This window comes from Nonomuraea sp. NPDC052265, assembly GCF_044547985.1.
Classification (GTDB): Bacteria; Actinomycetota; Actinomycetes; order Streptosporangiales; family Streptosporangiaceae; genus Nonomuraea.
Map to the genome: position 1 here is coordinate 64,152 of NZ_JBIUBJ010000015.1, position 14,369 is coordinate 78,520.

Consider the following 14,369-nt stretch of genomic DNA (forward strand, 5'->3'; position numbering starts at 1 on the left):
ACCATCGGTGTAAAGCGCGCCCCTCTCAGGCGGTCGCTTCGTCGAGGAGCTCCAGGAGATGCCGGTAGGTCTGGCCGGTGGCGCGGGTCAGGCCCAGCTCGCAGGTGCGGTTGACCGAGGCGTGGGCGGCGCAGCCCGCCTCGGCCACGGAGGCGGCCTCGGCGCGGGTGGCCGAGGCGGTCAGCTCGGGGTGCAGCAGGCCGCGGTCGCCGGCGAAGGCGCAGCACTGCCACCCGTCCGGGATCACCACCTTCTCGGCGACCGCCTCGGCGACGCGGGCGACGGCGGCGTCCAGGCCGAGGCGGGTGGAGGAGCAGGTCGGGTGGAGCGCCAGCGACGGCAGGCGGCGCGCCTCGGGCAGGCGGGGCAGGACGTGCTCGGCGGTGAAGGCGACCGCGTCGACCACCTGGAGGCCGGGCACCAGGTGGGCGTAGCCCTCGGTGCAGGAGGCGGCGTCGCTGACCACGGGCAGGCGGCCGCCGTCGGTGGCTCGCGCGAGCACGTCCCCGACGCGCTCGCCCATGGCCTGCTGGCCCCCGGCGAAGCCCTTGGACGACCACGGGGTGCCGCAGCACAGGCTCGCGATCTTCTCCGGGACGTGCAGCGTCAGCCCAGCGCGGGCGGCCAGGCGCTGGAAGGCGGTCATCACGCCGGGGCCGCCGTCCGCCGGGGCGAACAGGGTGTTCAGGCAGGACGGCAGGTAGACGGCGTCGGCGCCCCCGGCCGGGGACGGGCGGCGCCTGGTCCCGCCGCGCGGCAGGTCGCGGCTCCAGCTCGGGACGTCGTCCGCGCCGGCCAGGGCGCGGGCGGCCCGGGAGGCGGCCTCCGGGAGCGCGGGCGGGACGGCGGCGGCGGTGTCGAGGGCCAGGTTCATCGCGCGGGTGACGCCGTCCCAGTGGCGGGCGGCGCTCGTCCAGGCCCGGCGGGCGGCGCGGCCGTGGCGCTCGGCGCGCAGGCGTTTGGTCAGGTCGCCGGTGTTGATGAGGACCGGGCAGGCGGTGGCGCACATGCCGTCCACGGCGCAGGTGTCGACGGCGTCGTAGGCGTAGGCGTCCTCCAGCTCGCGGGCCAGCGCGTCGTCGCCGGCCGCCCGCGCCGCGGCCAGCTCGCGGCGCAGCACGATGCGCTGGCGCGGGGTGGTGGTCAGGTCGCGGCTGGGGCAGACCGGCTCGCAGTAGCCGCACTCGACGCAGCGGTCGACCTCGGGCTCGACGGTCACGACGGTCTTGAGGTCGCGCAGGTGGGCCTCGGGGTCGTCGGTGAGGACGACGCCGGGGTTGAGCGTGCCGGCCGGGTCGCACAGGCGTTTGACCTCGCGCATCACCTCGTACAGCTCGTCGCCGTACTGGCGGCGCACGAACGGCGCCATGACGCGGCCGGTGCCGTGCTCGGCCTTCAGCGTGCCGCCCCTGGCCAGGACGGCCTCGACCATGTCCTCGGTGAACTCGGCGTAGCGGTCTAGGTCGGTGGCGAAGCGCTCGTTGAGCATGAAGTGCAGGTTGCCGTCCTTGGCGTGGCCGAAGACGACGCTGCGCTCGTAGCGGTGCTCGGCGAACAGGCGGGTCAGGTCGTCGCACAGGTCGGCCAGGGCGGGCACGGGGACGGCGACGTCCTCCAGCAGGGCGGTCGTGCCGCTGGGGCGGGCGCCGGCGACGGTGGCGTACAGGCCCTTGCGGATGTGCCACAGCGCGGCCCGGCCGCCGGCCTCCCTGCTCAGCCGGGCGGGGGCGGCCAGGCGCAGCCCGGCGAAGAGCCGCTCGGCGGCCTGCTCGCGCTCGGTGAGCAGCTCGGCGTCGGGCTCCTGCCATTCGATCAGCAGCGCGGCGTGCTCGGCGACGGCCAGCGCGCGCAGCGTGTCGTCGGCCTTGGGGTCGGTCTGGGCGACGCGCAGGGACTCGGCGTCCAGCAGCTCGACGGCGGCGGGCCCGGCCTCCACCAGCTCCGGCATCGTGGCCATCGCCTCCCGCAGCGTCGGGAAGACGAGCAGGCCGGTGGCGGCCAGGCGGTGGGCGGGGACGGTGCGGAAGACGGCCTCGGCGACGAAGCCGAGGGTGCCCTCGCTGCCGATGACCAGGTGGGCGAGGAGCTGCGCGGGGCCGTCGTGGTCGAGGAAGCTGTTCAGGCCGTAGCCCATGGTGTTCTTCAGCGCGAACTGGGCCTGGACGCGGCGCACCGAGTCGGGGTTGCCGCGGACGCGGTCGCGCAGCCGTTCCAGGCCGGCCGCGAGGTCGGGTTCCAGGGCGCGCAGCCGCTCGTCGGCGTCGGGGGCGCCGGTGTCGACGACGGTGCCGCTCGGCAGCACCAGCGTCATCGACTCCAGCGTCCGGTAGGTGTTGGCGTGCGTGCCGCAGGTCATGCCGCTGGAGTTGTTGGCCACGACGCCGCCGATCGTGCAGGCCGACTCGCTGGCCGGGTCGGGGCCGAGCTTGCGCCCGTACGGGGCCAGGCGGGCGTTGACCTGCCGCAGCACCGCGCCGGGCTGGACCCGTACCCGGGCGCCGCCGTCGAGGACCTCGATCGAGCGGAAGTGCCGGCGGGTGTCCACGAGCAGGTGCTCGCTGACGCCCTGGCCGCTCAGGCTGGTGCCCCCCGAGCGGAAGGTCAGCGGCAGGCCGGTGCGCAGCAGCGCGGCGACCTGGCCGGCGCTCTCGGCCACCAGCACGGCCTGCGGGGTCAGCAGGTAGTGGGAGGCGTCGTGGGCCATGCCGAGCCGGTCGCTCGCGCGGGCGCGGGTGATCCCCGGGACGGCCGTCTCGACCGCCGCCAGGACGGCGGCGTCCGGCGCGTTCAGCCGTCGCGGTTCACGGTGGGTCATGCTCGTGCTCTCTTCCAGGTTCATTGCCGGGGGTCGATGTGGATCTTGGGTCCCGGGCCGGCGCCGGACGGCCGCCGTCCGGCCAGGACGCCGGCCGTGTCCGCCAGCCCGACCGTGGCGGCCACCAGCGGACGGGCGTCCACCGCGCCGCCGGCGAAGGCGTCGATGGTCCCGGCCAGGCCCGCCGAGCCGCCCAGGACGCCGACCGCGGTGACGTCCTTGAGCACCAGGTCGCGGGTGTCGAGCGTGGACGGCGTGCCGGCCAGGCCGATGTAGACGACGCGGCGGGCGGGTTCGGCCAGGTCGAGGGCGAACGCGGGCAGCTCGGCGGCGTTGGTGGCGTCGAGGACGGCGTGCCAGGGCAGGGCGGGCAGCGTCGCCCGCGTCCAGGCGTGCCGGAAGCCCAGCTCCGCGGCCGGGCGCAGGTCGGGCTCGGCGCGGCCCATGAGGTGCACCTCGGCGCCGCCGGCGCGCGCGAACAGCGCGGCCAGCAGGCCGATCGTGCCCGTGCCCAGAACCAGCAACCGCTCCCCCGCCTCCAGCCCCGCCGCGCGGACGGCGCGTAAGGCGTTGCCACCGGGCTCGACCAGCGCGCCCAAGGTCGCGTCCACCGTATCGGGCAGCGCGTGGAGCGCCGCGACCGGGACGGCCAGCCGCTCGGCCAGCGCCCCCGCGGCGCCCCCGCTGATGCCGAGCTCGGCCAGGTCGGGGCACACGTGGTGGCGGCCCTGGCGGCAGCGGTCGCAGCGCCCGCAGCCGAGCATGGTGTCGCCGACGACCCGCCGTCCCAGCCACGACGGGTCCACGCCCTGGCCCAGCTCAGCGACGCGCCCGCACCACTCGTGGCCGGGGCGCAGCGGGTAGCGGGAGCGGCCGGTGCGCAGGTAGCTCATCTCGCCGCTGAACAGCTCCATGTCGGTGCCGCAGACGCCGGCGCGCTCGACGTCCACGACCACCTGGCCGGGCCCGGCGGAGGGGGGCTCGACCTCCTGGACCTCGGCCGCGCCCGGCCCGGTCAGGACGAGTGCCCGCACTACCGGGGCTCCACGACCCGCTGGCGCTGGCTGCCGAGCCCGTCGATGCCGAGCTCCATCACGTCGCCGGGCCGCAGCCAGATCTGCGGGTCGTGGCCCATGCCGACGCCGGGCGGGGTGCCGGTGTTGATCAGGTCGCCGGGCTCCAGCACCATGAACTGGCTCAGGTGGTGGACGATGACGTACGGGTCGAAGATCATCGTCTTGGTGCTGCCGGTCTGGCGGCGTACGCCGTTGACGTCCAGCCACATGCCCAGATCGCGGACGTCGGCGAGCTCGTCGGGGGTGACCAGCCAGGGGCCGGCCGGGTTGAACGTCTCGGCCGACTTGCCCTTGCTCCACTGGCCGCCGCGTTCCATCTGGAAGGCGCGCTCGCTGACGTCGTTGACCACGCAGTAGCCGGCGATCGCGTCCCTGGCCTGTTCCGGCGAGTCCAGGTAGGAGGTGCGGCGGCCGATCACGATGCCGAGCTCCACCTCCCAGTCGGTCTTGGTGGCGCCGCGCGGGATGCGCACGTCGTCGTGCGGGCCGACCAGGGTGTTGGGCGACTTGGTGAACAGGATCGGCTCGGCGGGGACGGCCTGGCCGGTCTCGGCGGCGTGGTCGCTGTAGTTCAGGCCGATGCACAGGATCTGGTGCGGGCGGGCGATCGGCGCGCCGACCCGCTCGCCGGCGAACGCCTGCCGCGGGCCGGCGGCGACCCGGTCGGCGAGCCGGGCGGGGCCGCCCGCGGCGAAGAAGCGCTCGTCGAAGTCGGGGGTGAGGTCGGAGACGTCGACGTAGTGGTCGTCGTCGACGCGGACGACCGGCTTCTCGGCGCCGGGCGCGCCGATGCGCATCAGGTACAAGGGATTCTCTCCAGTTCGGTGGTGATCAGGGAAGGTGCTGTCCGGCGGCGAGCGCGCGGATGGCCGGCACGTCGTCCACGAGCGTTCGCAGGGGCGTGCGGTAGGCCAGGCCGCTGATGCTGATCGCGCCGCTCGGCACGGTGGGCGAGGTCAGGTACGCCGGGACCGCCACGCAGTTGACGCCCGGCTCGTTCTCCTGGTCGTCGGCCGCGTAGCCCTGCTCGCGGACGCGCTCCAGCTCGGCGTGCAGCTCCTCGGCGGTGCCGATCGAGCGCTCGGTGGGCCGTTCCAGCCGCCGGTCGCCCACCCAGGCGCGCACCGCGGCCTCGTCCCGCAGGGTCTCGGCCAGCAGCACCTTGCCGACGCCGGTGCAGTGGGCCGGGTTGCGCCCGCCTACGACCGAGGTCAGCCGCACCGCGCCGGACGGCGGGTCGAGCTTGGACCGGTAGACCACCGACGCGCCCTCCAGCACCGCGTAGTGCACGGTCTCGCCGTAGCGGTCGCACAGCGCCTTGAGGATCGGGGTGACGCGGACGTGGTCGGGCCGGGCCTCGTGGTGGGCGAAGGCCATGCGCAGGAACTCGTCGCCGAGCACGTAGCGGCCGTGGCCGTTCTGGACGGCGAACCCGGCGCGGCGCAGCGCGGCCAGGGCGCGGTGGGCGGTCGGCTTCGGGCTGGACACCGCGCGGGCCATCTCCTCCAGGCCGATCCCGTCGGGGTGCCGGGCGAGCTCGGCCAGCACGGCCAGCACGCGGTCGGCTCCCACGAGCCTGGCGTCGCTGTCGGGCATGTTCCGAAGGTTAGACCACCGTTCCGGAAAACGGAAGTTCGCCGCCAACCGCCCGCCATTGACGCAACCAAGTGGTTGCCATAACGTGGCAACCGTTCGGTTGCTACTAGCTGGAGGCCGCCATGAGTGTTCCTGTCGCGACCATTGAGACCACCCCGCCACGCCTCGACACCAGGCAGCGGTTGATCGCGTTCGTCCTGCTCGGCGCCGGCTTCATGCTGGCGGTCGACTTCTCGATCTTGAACGTCGCCCTCCCCCAGGCCGGCGCGGGCGTCGGGCTGAGCCCGGCCCAGTGGCCCTGGATCGCCTCGGCGTACGCGCTGCCGGCGGCCGGGTTCACCCTCGTGTTCGGCCGGACGGCGGACCTGTTCGGCCGCCGGAAGTTGTTCCTCGCCGGCATGGTCGTGCTGGCCGGGGCCTCCCTCCTCGGCGGCTTCGCCGGCGGGCCGGGGACGCTCCTGACCGCCCGCGTGCTGCAGGGCCTGGCCACGGCGATGACGATCCCCGCCGCGTTGTCGCTGCTCACCACCACCTTCAAGGAGGGCCCGCTGCGCGCCCGCGTCCTGGGGCTGAACGGCGCCCTGCTGTCCGGCGGGTTCACCGTCGGCGCGCTGCTCGGCGGCGCCCTGGTCAGCCTGCTGAGCTGGCGGGCGGCGTTCCTGTTCAACGTGCCGGTCGCGGTGGCGATCGTGCTGCTGGCGCCGTTCCTGATCCGCGAGAGCGTGCTGCCGGAGCGGGTGCGGCTGGACCTGCCCGGCGCGGTCACCGTGACCGGCGGCCTGCTGGCCGTGATCTACGCGGCCGTCGAGACCGACCTGGTGGCGGCGGTCGTGGGCGTGGTGCTGCTGGGCGCGTTCTGGATGATCGAGCTGCGCTCGCCGGCGCCGCTCGCGCCGGTGCGCATCCTGCGGCGGCCCACGGTGAAGTGGGGCAACTTCGCCGGGTTCGTGATCTTCACCATGGAGCCGGCCATGATCTTCCTGGTGACGCTGTACCTGCAACGCGTCCTGGGGCTGTCGCCGCTGGCCACGGGCCTGGTGTTCGGGCTCCCCGGGCTGGCGTCGGTGGGCGCCGGAGTGATCGCCGGGCGGTTCGTCGGGCGCTTCGGCAGCCGCCTGGTGCTGGTCGCGGGCATGACGGTCCAGGCTCTGGCGACGCTTCCCACCGTCCTGCTCGGGACCGGCTGGACGGCGCTCGCGGTGCTGGTCCCCGCGCTGTTCGTCGGCTTCTTCGGACACGTCACCGCGATCGTCGCCTACACCGTCACCGGGACCTCGGGCCTGCCGGACGAGGAGCAGGGGCTGGCGACCGGCCTGACGTCGATGACGCAGCAGGTGGCCATCACCGTCGGCATCCCGCTCCTCGGCGCCGTCGCCGCCACGCGCGGCGGGGACCTGACCGGCATCCGCCTGGCGCTGCTGGTGGACGTCGCGGTGACGCTCGCCGCCGTCGCCCTCATCGCGTACGGCCTGCGCCGGCACCCGCGGCCGGAGCAGTGACCGTCACCCGGTCGCCGCAAGGTGTGGCAACCTTTTCCTGCTGCATATGGAGGTCTTCATGGGATTCCCTGATCGTATCGAGCGGACCGTCGAGCTGGCCCACGCGCCCGGCAAGGTGTGGGCCGCGCTCACCACCCCCGAGGGGCTGGCCGCCTGGTTCGGCCAGGAGGCGGCGATCGAGCTGCGTCCCGGCGGGCCGGCGCGGATGAGCTGGAGCCAGGGGCACGCGGTCGACCTGCGCGTGGAGCGCGTGGAGGAGCCGTCGGTGTTCGGCTTCACCTGGCCGGTCTTCGGCATGCCGGAGGACGACCCGCGCCGCACGTACGTCGAGTTCACCCTCGAACCGGCCGGCACGGGCACGCGGCTGACCGTCGTCGAGACCGGCTTCGCCCAGCTGCCGGACGACCACCACCGCAAGGCGTACGACGCCCACACCGAGGGGTGGGCGAGCGAGCTGGGCGAGCTGGCCGGGCACCTTGACGCCGCCTGACATCGAGGCGGTGGCCGAGCAGGTCTTCGTCGCCCTGGCCGACCCGAGCCGGCGCGCCATCCTGGCCGCGCTGGCCTCCCGGGGCCCGGCCACGGCGACCGACCTGGCCGCCCGCCTGCCGATCACCCGGCAGGCGATCGCCAAGCATTTGACGCTGCTGGCCGAGGCGGGGCTGGTGACGGCCGAGCCGGGCGAGCGCCGTCGTGTGCGCTACCGGCTGCGCTCGGCCCCGATGCAGGTGGCCCAGCAGTTCCTGGCCGCGCTGGCGAGCGACTGGGACGGCCGCCTCGACGCGCTGCGCGACCACCTCGACGGCTGACCGCCCGTCCCCGCCACGATCATGCGGCCCGGCGGGGACGGGTGAGCCAGGAGAACGACACCGCCATCACCAGCGCGACCAGCCCGCCGGCGACCATCACGACCGACACCGAGAAGGCGTCGACGATCACGCCGCCCAGGAGCGCGCCCAGGGCGAAGGTCGCCTGGAACGACGAGGTGAAGATGACGGTCGCGGCCTCCGGCGTGCCGGGCGCGGCCCGCAGGAACCACGCCTGGGAGCAGACCGGCACTCCCCCGTAGGCCAGCCCCCACAGCACCAGCAGCACGACCGCGCCCGCCTGCGAGGTGCCGGCCAGGGGCAGCAGTACGGTGGCCGCCGCGATCAGGCCGCCGCAGACGGCGAAGGCCAGGCGCGGGCCGGTGGCCACGGCCCGGCCCGCCAGGAAGTTGCCCGCGATCCCCGCCGCGCCGTACGCCAGCAGGACGGCGCTGACGGCGGCCGGGGGCAGCCGGGTGACGTGCTCCAGGAACGGGGTGACGTAGGTGTAGGTGCCGAAGTGCGCCAGCACGACGAGGAACGTGGCCAGCAGGGCGATCCTGGTGCCGTGCAGGCGCAGCAGGTCCAGCAGGACGCGCGGGCCGGTGACCTGACGGGCGGGCAGCGGCGGCAGCAGGGCCAGCAGCGCGAGCAGCACGAGCACGGCCAGCCCGGCCAGCACCAGGAACGCCGTCCGCCAGCCCGCCAGGTGGCCGATGAGGGTTCCGGCCGGCACCCCGAGCACCGAGCCCAGCGGCACGGCCGAGAAGATCAGGGCCGTGGCGGCGCCCACGGCGGGCGGCGGCACCAGCCGGGACGCCAGCCCCGCCGCGATCGACCAGAAGCCGCCGATGGTGAGGCCGACGAGCACCCGCGAGACCAGCACGACCCAGTAGGCCCCGGCCACGGCCGCCAGGACGTCGGCGGCGGCCAGCACCACCATCAGGACGCAGAGCATCACGCGGCGGTCCAGGCGGCCGGTGGCCACGGTCAGGACGGGGGCCGCGACCGCGGCGACGAACCCGGGCAGCGTCATGGTCAGCCCGGCGGTGCCGTCGCTGACGCGGAAGTCGGCGCCGATGGTGGTCAGCAGGCCGATGGGCAGGATCTCGCTGGTGACGATGGCGAAGATGCCCAGGGTGATCGAGGCGACCGCGAGCCAGGAGATCAGCGGCGGGCGCGGCGGGGCGAGGGTGGTGGTTGCCATGGTTCCGTTCCGGACAGGGAATGATCTACGGCGAACCAGCCAACCAGGCATGACGTCCCAGGTACCGGCCGATTTCGGACCACACCATCACCCGCCACCCCGTCCCGCGGGAAGGGCCGTCAGTCGGCGTGGAGCGCGGTCCGGTGGGCGGCCGGCCCGGCGGAAGCCCGGTTCTGCGGTCACGGCGAGGCTCCCGCCAGGACAGGCGTACGGTCTTGGACAGCAGACGGCACAAGAGTAAGACGGGTTGTCTTAATCCGCGACGATACCTCGGCGATCCGGAAAAGGTGGGAATGCAGGCCAAAGAGAAAATTCTCCTGGCGGCCGAACGGCTCTTCGCCGAGCGCGGTCTCGACGTCTCGCTCCGGGAGATCGCCGTCGCGGCCGGGCAGGGCAACCATTCGGCGGTCCAGTACCACTTCGACGGCAAGGCCGGCCTGATCGACGCCCTGTACGCCCACCGCATGACCCCCCTCAGCCACCGCCGCCGCGAGCTGATCGACGACCTGCGCGCCCGCGGCCTGGAGGAGGATCTTCCCGCCCTGCTCCGGGCCTACCTCGCCCCGCTCGCCGAGCACGTGCTCACCCACGGCGGCGCGAGCTGGTACCTGCGCTTCACCAGCCGGTACGTGCTGTCGGGCGCCTACCGGTCCTGGCCCTACTCCGGCGACCACCATCCCGGTGTCGGCGAGCTGTCCGGCCTGCTGCGGCGGCGGCTGCCCGGCCTGACGCAGGAACGTCTGCGGGTGCTCGACCTGCACGTCGTCGTGGTGCTGGCCGACCTGGAACAACGCCTATGCGACCCCGCCTTCGGCACCGCGCGGGCGGCGGCGGCCGTGGCCGACCTGCGCGTCACCGCCCACGCCCTGCTCACCGCCTAACGGCCCGGGGCGGAACGCCCCGGGCGGTCCGGTCAGGCTCAGGCCAGGTCGAACCGGTCGAGGTTCATGACCTTGTCCCACGCCGCGACGAAGTCACGGACGAACTTCTCCTTCGCGTCGTCGCTCGCGTAGACCTCCGCGACCGCGCGCAGCTCGGAGTTCGCGCCGAAGACGAGGTCGGCGCGGGTGCCGGTCCAGCGCACCTCGCCCGTGGCGGCGTCGCGGGCCTCGAAGACGTTGGCGTCCTGCGTCGAGTGCCACGTCGTGCCCAGGTCGAGCAGGTTGACGAAGAAGTCGTTGGTCAGCGTCCCGGGGGTCGTGGTGAGGACGCCGAGCGTCGACTGCCGGTGGTTGGCGCCCAGCACGCGCAGGCCGCCCACCAGGACGGTCATCTCCGGCGCGCTCAGCGTCAGCAGGTTGGCCCGGTCGAGCAGCAGGTACTCGGCCGGCAGGCGGTTGCCCTTGCCGAGGTAGTTGCGGAAGCCGTCGGCGGCCGGCTCCAGCGCGGCGAACGACTCCACGTCGGTCTGCTCCTGCGTGGCGTCGGCCCGTCCCGGCGTGAAGGGCACCTGGACGTCGAAGCCGGCCTCCTTGGCGGCCCGCTCGACGCCCGCGCACCCGCCGAGCACGATCAGGTCGGCCAGCGAGATCTGCTTGCCGCCGGCCTGGGCGCCGTTGAACGCCTTCTGAATGCCCTCCAAAGTGCCCAGGACGGTCGCCAGACGGTCGGGGTCGTTGACCTCCCACGCGCTCTGCGGCTGCAGGCGGAGGCGTCCGCCGTCGGCGCCGCCGCGCTTGTCGCTGCCCCGGAAGGAGGAGGCCGACGCCCACGCGGTGGACACCAGCTCCGACACCGACAGCCCCGAGGCGAGGATCTGCTCCTTGAGGGCGGCGACGTCGGCCGCGTCGACGAGCTCGTGCGTCACCGCGGGCAGCGGGTCCTGCCACAGCAGCGTCTCGGACGGGACCTCCGGGCCGAGGTAGCGCGCGACCGGGCCCATGTCGCGGTGGGTCAGCTTGAACCACGCGCGGGCGAAGGCGTCGGCGAGCTCGTCGGGGTGCTCCAGCCAGCGGCGGGTGATCTGCTCGTAGATCGGGTCCACGCGCAGCGACAGGTCGGTCGTCAGCATCGTCGGGGCGTGCCGCCTGGCCGGGTCGTGGGCGTCGGGGACGGTGCCGGCCCCGGCGCCGTCCTTCGGCCGCCACTGGTTGGCGCCGGCGGGGCTCTCGAACAGCTCCCACTCGTAGCCGTACAGGATCTCCAGGAAGCTGTTGTCCCAGGTCGTGGGGGTGTCCGTCCAGATGCCCTCAAGGCCGCTGGTGATCGCGTCGCCGCCCTTGCCGGTGCCGAAGCTGTTGCGCCAGCCGAGGCCCATCTGCTCGATCGGGGCGGCCTCGGGGTCGGGGCCGACGTTGTCGGCCGGGCCCGCGCCGTGGGTCTTGCCGAAGGTGTGGCCGCCCACGATCAGGGCGGCGGTCTCCTCGTCGTTCATCGCCATGCGGCGGAAGGTCTCGCGGATGTCGCGGGCCGCGGCGAGCGGGTCGGGGTTGCCGTTGGGGCCCTCGGGGTTGACGTAGATGAGGCCCATCTGGACCGCGGCCAGCGGGTTCTCCAGCTCACGGTCGCCGGTGTAGCGCTGGTCGCCGAGCCAGGTGGACTCGGGGCCCCAGTAGACGTCCTCGTCGGGTTCCCAGGCGTCCTCGCGGCCGCCGGCGTAGCCGAAGGTGGTGAAGCCCATCGACTCCAGGGCCACGTTGCCGGTGAGGATCAGCAGGTCGGCCCAGGAGATCTTGCGGCCGTACTTCTTCTTGACCGGCCACAGCAGGCGGCGGGCCTTGTCGAGGTTGCCGTTGTCCGGCCAGCTGTTGAGCGGCGCGAAGCGCTGCTGCCCGGCCCCGGCGCCGCCGCGTCCGTCGCTGATCCGGTACGTGCCCGCGCTGTGCCACGCCATCCGGATCATGAACGGGCCGTAGTGGCCGAAGTCGGCCGGCCACCAGTCCTGCGAGGTCGTCAGCACCTCGGCGATGTCCCGCTTGACGGCCGCGAGGTCGAGGCTCTCGAACTCCGCGGCGTAGTCGAAGTCCTCGCCGAACGGGTTGGCCACGGCCGGGTTCTTGGCCAGGATCTTCAGGTTGAGCCGCTCCGGCCACCACTGGCGGTTGCCGCCGCCCTGGGTCGGGTGGGGGGCGCGCTCGTGCGCGACCGGGCAGCCGCCGCCGTCCTCCGACTTGGCGTCTGTGACGATCGCATCATGGTTCTCAGACATGGGAATCCTTCCGGACTAGGCGGATCTGCTGCTCAGGAACTGCTGCCGGTGGAACAGGCGGGGCACAGGCCCCAATAGATGACCTCGGCCTCGTCGATGGCGAAGCCGTGGTCGTCGGAGGCGGTCAGGCAGGGCGCGTGGCCGACGGCGCAGTCGACGTCGGCCACGGCGCCGCACGACCGGCACACGAGATGGTGGTGGTTGTCCCCGACGCGGCCCTCGTACCGGGCCGAGCTGCCCGGGGGGTCGATGCGGCGGACGAGCCCCGCGGCGGTGAGCGCGTGGAGGGCGTCGTACACGGCCTGCAACGAGATATGACCCACGCGCTCGCGCACCCCGGAGGCGATCGCCTCGACCCCGAGGTGGTCACCGTCCCGGACGGTCTCCAGCAGCGCGACCCGGGCCGCGGTCACCCGCAGCCCGACGCCACGCAGCTCCTCGGCGGTCGTCGGAGCGTTCGATGCGGTCATAGCCGCCAAACCTACCTATACAAACCTGAATGACACAAGAGAACGAACCATCCAAGTTTCGTAAGATATCCGGAAATGTTCCCCCAGAAGGGACATCACCCCAGGGCCGGACCCCCGGCTTCCAGCAGCCGCCCGCCGGACAGCTCCAGCCTGCGGCCCACCCGGATCTCCTCCAGGAACCGCTCGTCGTGACTGACCACCACGAACGCCCCCTCGTACGCGCCGAGCGCGCTCTCCAGCTGGCCCACGCTGACCAGGTCGAGGTTGTTGGTCGGCTCGTCCAGCAGCAGGAGCTGGGGCGCCGGCTCCGCGCACAGCACGCAGGCCAGCGTGGCGCGCAGCCGTTCTCCGCCCGACAGCACACCTACCCGCAGGTGGGCCCGTGCTCCCCGGAACAGGAAGCGGGCCAGCAGGTTCATCCGCTCGGCGGCCGGCATCGCGGGGGCGAAGGCGGCCAGGTTCCCGGCGACGGTGAGCTCGTCGTCGAGCAGGTCGAGCCGCTGCGACAGGTAGGCCACCCGGCCGTCGGCCCGCCTGGTGGTGCCGCCGTCGGGCTCCAGCTCGCCGGCGATCAGGCGCAGCAGCGTGGATTTTCCGACGCCGTTGGGGCCGGTCAGCGCGATCCGCTCGGGCCCGCGGACGACCAGGTCGAGGCCGGGGTCGGCGAACAGGCCGCGGGCCATGAGGTGCTCGCCCTGGAAGACCGTACGCCCGGCGGGCACGTTGGTGCCGGGCAGTTGCAGGGAGATGCGCTGGTCGTCACGCAGGGCGCGGCCGGCCTCGTCCAGCCGGGCCTTGGCGTCGCTGACGCGGGCGGCGTGCGTCTGGCCCGCCCGGCCGGCCGACTCCTGGGCGCCGCGCTTCATGTTCCCGGCGAAGATGCGCGGCAGGCCGGCGTTCTTGAGGTTGCGGGCGGCGTTGCCGGCCCTGCGCTCGGCGCGCTCGCGGGCCTGCTGCATCTCCCGCTTCTCGCGCTTGAGCTCCTGCTCGGCCGTGCGCACGTTGCGCTCGGCAGCCTCCTGCTCGGTGCGTACGGCCTCCTCGTAGGCGGTGAAGTCGCCGCCGTAGAAGCGGACCTCACCCCCTTCCAGCTCGGCGATGCGGTCCATGCGGTCGAGCAGGGCGCGGTCGTGGCTGACCACGAGCAGGCAGCCCCTCCAGTCGCCGAGCACGGCGTGCAGCCGGTCGCGGGCGTCGAGGTCGAGGTTGTTGGTGGGCTCGTCGAGCAGCAGGACGTCGGGCCGCCTGAGCAGTTGCGCGGCCAGGCCGAGCGAGACGACCTGCCCGCCGCTCAGCGTGCGCAGCGTGCGGGCGAAGTCGAGGTGCCCGAGGCCGAGCCGGTCGAGCTGGGCGCGGGTGCGCTCCTCGATGTCCCAGTCGTTGCCGATGGTGGTGAAGTGCTCCTCAGCGGTGTCCCCCGCCTCGATGGCGTTGAGCGCGGCGATCACCGGGGCGATGCCCAGGACCTCGGCCACGTTCAGGTCGCCGGCCAGCGGCAGGCTCTGCGGCAGGTAGCCGAGCACGCCGTTGACGGACACGCTGCCGGCGCGCGGCCGGTACTCCCCGGCGATGAGCTTGAGCAGCGTGCTCTTGCCCGCGCCGTTGGGGGCGACCAGCCCCGTACGGCCGCCGGGCACGCTGAAGGACAGGTCGCTGAAGACAGGGGTGTCGTCAGGCCAGGAGAAGGACAGGTTGGAGCAGACGATGAACGCGTCGGACATGTGAAGAAGACCTCAACGGAGAACGCGGGCA

At 73.7% G+C, this 14,369-nt stretch carries 12 protein-coding genes; 4 read left to right on the plus strand and 8 right to left on the minus strand.

Annotated features, from left to right (window positions below; genetic code table 11):
- Positions 1–25: 25 nt before the first annotated feature.
- From ACIHAD_RS34195 to ACIHAD_RS34210, 4 genes are read right to left on the minus strand one after another with little or no spacing between them, the layout of a single operon-like run.
- Positions 26–2,815, minus strand: a complete 2,790-nt coding sequence (locus tag ACIHAD_RS34195; protein ID WP_397358838.1) for an FAD-binding and (Fe-S)-binding domain-containing protein — start codon at positions 2,813–2,815, stop codon at positions 26–28.
- Between the two features lie 20 nt (positions 2,816–2,835).
- Positions 2,836–3,849, minus strand: coding sequence for a zinc-binding dehydrogenase (locus ACIHAD_RS34200; protein ID WP_397358839.1), 1,014 nt, complete (start codon positions 3,847–3,849; stop codon positions 2,836–2,838).
- Positions 3,849–4,697, minus strand: coding sequence for a fumarylacetoacetate hydrolase family protein (locus ACIHAD_RS34205; RefSeq protein WP_397358840.1), 849 nt, complete (start codon positions 4,695–4,697; stop codon positions 3,849–3,851). The genes ACIHAD_RS34200 and ACIHAD_RS34205 overlap by 1 nt, the downstream gene beginning before the upstream one ends.
- A gap of 25 nt (positions 4,698–4,722) precedes the next feature.
- Positions 4,723–5,487 (minus strand): IclR family transcriptional regulator, encoded by a 765-nt coding sequence (locus tag ACIHAD_RS34210; RefSeq protein WP_397358841.1) that lies wholly within the window; start codon positions 5,485–5,487, stop codon positions 4,723–4,725.
- Positions 5,488–5,609: 122 nt separating this feature from the next.
- Between ACIHAD_RS34210 and ACIHAD_RS34215 the strand changes: the two genes are divergently transcribed.
- Genes ACIHAD_RS34215 through ACIHAD_RS34225 form a run of 3 tightly spaced genes read left to right on the plus strand, consistent with a single transcriptional unit; the run spans position 5,610 to position 7,795 of the window.
- A complete protein-coding gene (locus ACIHAD_RS34215; RefSeq protein WP_397358842.1) occupies positions 5,610–6,986 on the plus strand; it encodes an MFS transporter in 1,377 nt (458 codons plus the stop codon).
- 58 nt (positions 6,987–7,044) lie between these two features.
- On the plus strand, positions 7,045–7,476 hold the full coding sequence (locus ACIHAD_RS34220; protein ID WP_397358843.1) for an SRPBCC domain-containing protein: 432 nt from the start codon (positions 7,045–7,047) through the stop codon (positions 7,474–7,476).
- Positions 7,463–7,795 (plus strand): ArsR/SmtB family transcription factor, encoded by a 333-nt coding sequence (locus ACIHAD_RS34225; protein ID WP_397358844.1) that lies wholly within the window; start codon positions 7,463–7,465, stop codon positions 7,793–7,795. The genes ACIHAD_RS34220 and ACIHAD_RS34225 overlap by 14 nt, the downstream gene beginning before the upstream one ends.
- Positions 7,796–7,814: 19 nt before the next feature.
- Here the strand turns inward: ACIHAD_RS34225 and ACIHAD_RS34230 are convergent, their stop codons facing one another.
- Positions 7,815–8,999 (minus strand): MFS transporter, encoded by a 1,185-nt coding sequence (locus tag ACIHAD_RS34230; RefSeq protein ID WP_397358845.1) that lies wholly within the window; start codon positions 8,997–8,999, stop codon positions 7,815–7,817.
- 293 nt (positions 9,000–9,292) lie between these two features.
- On the opposite strand from ACIHAD_RS34230, the gene ACIHAD_RS34235 reads away from it, so the two are divergent.
- Positions 9,293–9,880 (plus strand): TetR/AcrR family transcriptional regulator, encoded by a 588-nt coding sequence (locus ACIHAD_RS34235; protein WP_397358846.1) that lies wholly within the window; start codon positions 9,293–9,295, stop codon positions 9,878–9,880.
- Between the two features lie 38 nt (positions 9,881–9,918).
- Here the strand turns inward: ACIHAD_RS34235 and katG are convergent, their stop codons facing one another.
- From katG to ACIHAD_RS34250, 3 genes are all read right to left on the minus strand, one after another.
- Positions 9,919–12,147 carry a catalase/peroxidase HPI gene (gene katG / locus ACIHAD_RS34240; RefSeq protein WP_397358847.1) on the minus strand — a complete coding sequence of 743 codons (2,229 nt, stop codon included), beginning with the start codon at positions 12,145–12,147 and terminating at the stop codon, positions 9,919–9,921.
- A 32-nt stretch (positions 12,148–12,179) separates the two neighbouring features.
- Entirely contained in the window at positions 12,180–12,617 is a 438-nt protein-coding gene (locus tag ACIHAD_RS34245) for a Fur family transcriptional regulator (protein WP_397358848.1), read from the minus strand.
- Between the two features lie 95 nt (positions 12,618–12,712).
- Complete coding sequence (locus ACIHAD_RS34250) at positions 12,713–14,338, minus strand: ABC-F family ATP-binding cassette domain-containing protein (RefSeq protein WP_397358849.1); 1,626 nt, start codon at positions 14,336–14,338, stop codon at positions 12,713–12,715.
- Between the last annotated feature and the right edge of the window lie 31 nt (positions 14,339–14,369).

Excerpts from the sequence above, each read along its gene's own strand:
- ACIHAD_RS34215 (WP_397358842.1), top strand. The coding sequence starts at position 5,610 with ATGAGTGTTCCTGTCGCGACCATTGAGACCACCCCGCCACGCCTCGAC.
- ACIHAD_RS34195 (WP_397358838.1), bottom strand. The coding sequence starts at position 2,815 with ATGACCCACCGTGAACCGCGACGGCTGAACGCGCCGGACGCCGCCGTC.
- ACIHAD_RS34210 (WP_397358841.1), bottom strand. The coding sequence starts at position 5,487 with ATGCCCGACAGCGACGCCAGGCTCGTGGGAGCCGACCGCGTGCTGGCC.
- ACIHAD_RS34220 (WP_397358843.1), top strand. The coding sequence starts at position 7,045 with ATGGGATTCCCTGATCGTATCGAGCGGACCGTCGAGCTGGCCCACGCG.
- ACIHAD_RS34245 (WP_397358848.1), bottom strand. The coding sequence starts at position 12,617 with ATGACCGCATCGAACGCTCCGACGACCGCCGAGGAGCTGCGTGGCGTC.
- katG (WP_397358847.1), bottom strand. The coding sequence starts at position 12,147 with ATGTCTGAGAACCATGATGCGATCGTCACAGACGCCAAGTCGGAGGAC.
- ACIHAD_RS34230 (WP_397358845.1), bottom strand. The coding sequence starts at position 8,999 with ATGGCAACCACCACCCTCGCCCCGCCGCGCCCGCCGCTGATCTCCTGG.
- ACIHAD_RS34235 (WP_397358846.1), top strand. The coding sequence starts at position 9,293 with ATGCAGGCCAAAGAGAAAATTCTCCTGGCGGCCGAACGGCTCTTCGCC.
- ACIHAD_RS34250 (WP_397358849.1), bottom strand. The coding sequence starts at position 14,338 with ATGTCCGACGCGTTCATCGTCTGCTCCAACCTGTCCTTCTCCTGGCCT.